This is a genomic window from Polynucleobacter sp. 39-46-10, from assembly GCF_002282275.1.
Map to the genome: position 1 here is coordinate 1 of NZ_NCJB01000182.1, position 4,769 is coordinate 4,769.

Genomic DNA, 4,769 nt, shown 5'->3' on the forward strand with positions numbered 1-4,769 from the left:
TGGCATAAGAGGCAAATTATAATTGGGGCGATGTACTCAGACTTGCTCGCAAACCTTAATCCAGAACAACGCGAGGCAGTGACCCTCCCGCCTGTCAATCCAAATGGCCAGGCTCAGTCAGCCCTGATTTTGGCTGGCGCCGGCAGTGGAAAAACCCGCGTCCTCACGACCCGTATAGCTTGGTTGATCCAAACAGACCAGGTTTCGCCTATTGGTGTCCTAGCGGTGACCTTCACCAATAAGGCCGCTAAAGAGATGATGTTGCGCTTAAGCGCGATGTTGCCCATTAATACCCGCGGCATGTGGATTGGCACTTTCCATGGTCTTTGCAACCGTTTACTGCGTGCGCATCACAAAGAGGCGGGTTTACCGTCCACTTTTCAGATTTTGGACACCCAGGATCAGTTATCCGCCATTAAGCGCCTTTTGAAGGGCCTAAAGGTCGATGATGAGAAATACCCCCCTAAGCAGTTGCAATATTTCATTGCGCACGCCAAAGAGCGTGGTCAGCGTGCCAAAGAGTTATCTGTTGGCGATGACTTTCAAGCCAAGATGGCGCAGTTGTACGAAGCCTACGATGAGCAGTGCCAGCGTGAAGGGGTAGTTGACTTTGCTGAACTCTTATTACGCAGTTATGAATTGCTTAAGCACAATGAAGCGATTCGGACGCATTACCAAGAGCGCTTCCGCCATATCTTGATTGATGAGTTCCAGGATACCAATGCCTTGCAGTACGCCTGGATCAAATTGCTCTCTGGCCATGACGCTAGTCGCGTCAATGTTAGCGGTATGGGAAGTAGTGCAGTCTTTGCAGTGGGCGATGACGATCAAAGTATTTACGCTTTCCGCGGTGCAGACGTTGAGAACATGCGTCTTTATGAAAAGCAATATCACCCGATGATGGTCAAGCTTGAGCAAAACTACCGCTCACATGGCCACATCTTAGATACAGCCAACTATCTTATTTCTAACAATACAGATCGTCTAGGGAAAAACCTGCGCACCGATGCTGGTCATGGCGAGCCAGTCCGCATCTATGACGCACCAAGCGATTATGCTGAAGCCGCTTGGCTCGTAGATGAAATCAAAGCCTTGGTAAATAGTGGCATTAAACGTACTGAAATTGCCTTGCTCTACAGAAGCAATGCGCAGTCACGCATCATCGAGCATGCCTTGTTCTCTGCGGCGATTCCGTATCGCGTGTACGGTGGACTACGATTTTTCGAGCGGGCCGAGATTAAACACGCCTTGGCTTATCTCCGTCTTTTGGAGAATCCGAATGACGATACCTCTTTCTCTCGTGTAGTGAATTTCCCGACGCGTGGTATTGGTGCGAGATCCATTGAAGCCGTGCAAGATGCAGCACGTGCTCAGAATAGTTCTTTGTATTTGGCGGCGTCAACATTGGATGGTAAGGCAGGCGCTGCTTTAGGTGGCTTTGTGCGCTTAGTGGATCACATGCGCGAGGCTACTCGTCACAACACATTACCTGAGACAGTCGAGTTTGTGATTCAGAACAGTGGCTTGATTCAGCACTACCTGTCTGAACGTGAAGGCCAAGATCGCGTAGAAAACTTACAGGAATTAATTAATGCCGCAACCGCATTTATTGCGGAAGAGGGTTATGGCCAAGATGCCACTGCTGCCACACTACCAGGTGAAAATGCGCCTGGCGTAGTTGACGTATCGCCATTGGCAGCTTTTCTCTCTCACGCTTCATTGGAGGCTGGTGATAACCAAGCCCAAGCGGGCCAAGATGCCGTTCAGCTGATGACAGTGCACTCTGCCAAAGGCTTGGAGTTCACCTCCGTGTTTATTACTGGTTTAGAAGAGGGTTTATTTCCTCATGAGAACAGCATTAATGAGCAGAATGGTTTGGAGGAAGAGCGTCGCTTGATGTATGTCGCGATTACCCGCGCCAAGGAGCGCCTCTATCTTTCTCATACGCAGTCACGGATGTTGCACGGTCAAGTGCGCTACAACATGCCATCTCGTTTCTTAGAAGAGTTGCCATCGGATTCATTGAAGTGGCTCACCCCAAAAGTAAAAGATGCCCGTTGGGGTGGCACTACTGGTGGAAATGGTGGTCGCGCAGGATCAACTTGGCAAGATGGCTATACGCGTCAGCGCGAGTTTGGATCAAATGATTTCTTTGACAGTGGTAATGAGCGTGAGAGACCTGCAAGACAAATTGGGCGAGTAGGTTCAGCATCTACTTCCGTAACCAGAATGGCTTCACCACCACGCGGGAACTACCCATTTACGATTGGACAAAACGTTTTCCACACCAAGTTTGGTGAAGGGCGTGTGACTGGTTTAGAGGGCAATGATGCCGATGCGCGCGCTCAAGTGAACTTCAAGCGCCATGGTGTGAAATGGTTGCAGCTCAGTATTGCTAAGCTTGCTGCAATAGATTGAGCAAGTAACCAAGAAGGAGGCAAAGAAATCAATTATGCAATCAAGCTTGCTGATTCTTTTTCAGCAAAGCAGGCTTTCCAAGTGGCAAAGAAAGAGCAATGCATTACAGTGAGTCCCGCCATCGAAATAGGGGCGATGATGAAGGATGCAGCTTGACCTAAATCAAGCGCATCAAAGATGAAGCCAATCGTTAAAGGGATGGCGATTAGGATCGCACCCCAAATAGCGATATACAAAAAGAATGCACCACGATTTGCCCAGCAAGCAATAGCACTAGAGAATAGCGCCTTTGCTACTGGCATATCAGCCCAAGCAACGAGTACAGGTGAGAACCACATCAGCATTGCTACTGGGACATACAGCAAGCCACCAAAAAAGAGAATGAGATAGATCTGACGAATGGCTTCAGGAGTGATGGGTTTGTCGTTCGTCATCAGCGGGATGAGCAATTCAAAATCCACCAGTAAGCTCAAGATAAAACTCAGGGCCAGAATGAGTGCTGCATAGACTAAGCCCAGCTGCAGAATGCGCTTACGTACGATGGGTGTTGACTGAAGCGCAGCTAAATAAACTGATGGACGAATACGCTCTTTCTGAATTGCTTGACGACAGGCGGTCATGAAGCCAACCGATAAAGTGGGTGTGAGTAATAAAACGGCAAAAATGCCAATAACGGGTACGAGTACGGCTAGCTGGGCCACAAACACATACATGAATACCAACATCAAAAACCCTAAGGGATTTTGTTTGAATAGCCAAATGCCTTGACGAATCCAGGTGTAACCCTCTTTTGGGGCGACGGAGTTGAGTTTCATATTGCTTTGCGGCTTAAGAGAATGTTTTCAAAATGACGGGGGTCATGTGGGGTCAGCATTTGCGCATCACGCGGCAGGTAAAAATCCCACAAGCGAGAAATCCAGAACCTTAACGCTGCAGCGCGAATCATGAGGGGCCAGCTTGCTTGCTCTTCAGATGTAAGTGGTCGAACAGATTGATATGCATCCATCAGCGCTTTGAAGCGAGCGGGATCTAAATCCTGTTTGTTGTCAGCAAGACACCAATCATTTGCGGTGACTGCTAAATCAAATAACCACTTATCGGTACCAGCGAAATAAAAGTCAAAGAAGCCGCCAAGTTGATCTTGAGAAGTATCGTTTGCACCCTGAGGGTCGAACAGCACATTATCTCTAAAGAGGTCGCAATGGCTTGCCCCTTGCGGCAGTGATGCATAGGCCGCAGAGGTAAAGAATTGTTCTTGAGTGGCAAGCTCAGTTGTGAGTAATTCTTTTTGTGCATCGCTCAGGTGCGATAACACTTGTGGAACTGTTTTCTGCCACCAAGAAAGACTGCGAAGATTTTCTTGAGTCTGCTTGAAGTCACTGCCAGCCAAGTGCATCTTTGCTAAATTTTCGCCAACTAGGGCGCAATGCTTTGCTTCAGGAGCGAGTCTGGAAAGGCCCGGAAGCTTGCTGACAATGGCTGTCGGCTTGCCTTTGAGGGTAAATAAAATTTGCCCCTGTTTGTTCTCAAGCGGCTTGGGTACTGCGGTGCCTTTATTGGCCAGGTGACGCATCAACTCTAAGTAGTAGGGAAGTTGCTCTGCTGATAGTCTTTCAAAAATAGTCAGAACATATTCTTGTTTCTTGCCATCCTTCTCGGTGTCGAGAAAGAAATTGGAGTTCTCGATGCCACCATGAATGCCGCGAATATCAACCGCTTGTCCAATATCAAAATCGGCCGCAATCCAATTGGAGATATCACTCAGCTCAACGGGTGTGAAGACTGCCATAACTAAAAATGAAGGGCGTGAGTAATAAAGGTAATCAGTGATTAAAAAGGAATACTGATGCTAGGAACGCTAATAAGATCAGTTTCTTTTGGTGCGCCAGGCATGACTGTAGCTGGGGGCGCCATTTCGTAGCTGGTATACCGTGTCTTTACATCCACCTGAGTGGGTGCATTGGTATCTTTGTATTCGGTGATTTCAGTGCCGGTGGCTTCCTTATGCTGGAAACTAGGTTTACGACCTTCAGGCGCATTGGTCGCTTGAGATGCGCTGACTGCTGGTGCTAATGGCTGGTTATTAATGCGCTGTAGCTCGGATGGGCTCAGTGCCTGAGAATTATTCTGGGCGTGGGCTGAATGCAGGCCAAAAGAGGCAAAAGCCACTAAAAAGCTTGCTAGAACAAGGGTTTGGCTCACAGAAGAGTGGAGTAAGTTAATTAGAGCGTGCATCATTTTTCACCTTTTTAGGCCTCTTTTCAGGAGGATTTGAACCTGATCTGTAGGCAGTTAGCAACTAGATTGTACGATTGCGGTATGACTAAACATAGACTCTTGTTGGTAGACGG

4 protein-coding genes are annotated in these 4,769 nt (G+C 48.1%); 1 reads left to right on the forward strand and 3 read right to left on the reverse strand.

Going from position 1 to position 4,769, the window contains the following annotated elements; genetic code table 11:
• Window positions 1-30 precede the first annotated feature (30 nt).
• Entirely contained in the window at window positions 31-2,418 is a 2,388-nt protein-coding gene (locus tag B7X71_RS12010; RefSeq protein WP_293598684.1) for a UvrD-helicase domain-containing protein, read from the forward strand.
• A gap of 32 nt (window positions 2,419-2,450) precedes the next feature.
• Here the strand turns inward: B7X71_RS12010 and B7X71_RS12015 are convergent, their stop codons facing one another.
• The 3 genes from B7X71_RS12015 to B7X71_RS12025 are packed head-to-tail and all read right to left on the reverse strand — an operon-like array spanning window position 2,451 to window position 4,656.
• Window positions 2,451-3,233, reverse strand: coding sequence for a BPSS1780 family membrane protein (locus tag B7X71_RS12015; RefSeq protein WP_293598683.1), 783 nt, complete (start codon window positions 3,231-3,233; stop codon window positions 2,451-2,453).
• Complete coding sequence (locus tag B7X71_RS12020; protein ID WP_293598682.1) at window positions 3,230-4,207, reverse strand: homoserine kinase; 978 nt, start codon at window positions 4,205-4,207, stop codon at window positions 3,230-3,232. The genes B7X71_RS12015 and B7X71_RS12020 overlap by 4 nt, the downstream gene beginning before the upstream one ends.
• 41 nt (window positions 4,208-4,248) lie before the next feature.
• Window positions 4,249-4,656: a hypothetical protein gene (locus B7X71_RS12025; RefSeq protein ID WP_293598681.1), complete on the reverse strand. Its 408-nt coding sequence runs from the start codon at window positions 4,654-4,656 to the stop codon at window positions 4,249-4,251.
• Between the last annotated feature and the right edge of the window lie 113 nt (window positions 4,657-4,769).

Bases quoted from the DNA above. Each gene is read 5' to 3' on its own strand.
- B7X71_RS12010 (WP_293598684.1), top strand. From the start codon at position 31: ATGTACTCAGACTTGCTCGCAAACCTTAATCCAGAACAACGCGAGGCA.
- B7X71_RS12015 (WP_293598683.1), bottom strand. From the start codon at position 3,233: ATGAAACTCAACTCCGTCGCCCCAAAAGAGGGTTACACCTGGATTCGT.
- B7X71_RS12020 (WP_293598682.1), bottom strand. From the start codon at position 4,207: ATGGCAGTCTTCACACCCGTTGAGCTGAGTGATATCTCCAATTGGATT.
- B7X71_RS12025 (WP_293598681.1), bottom strand. From the start codon at position 4,656: ATGATGCACGCTCTAATTAACTTACTCCACTCTTCTGTGAGCCAAACC.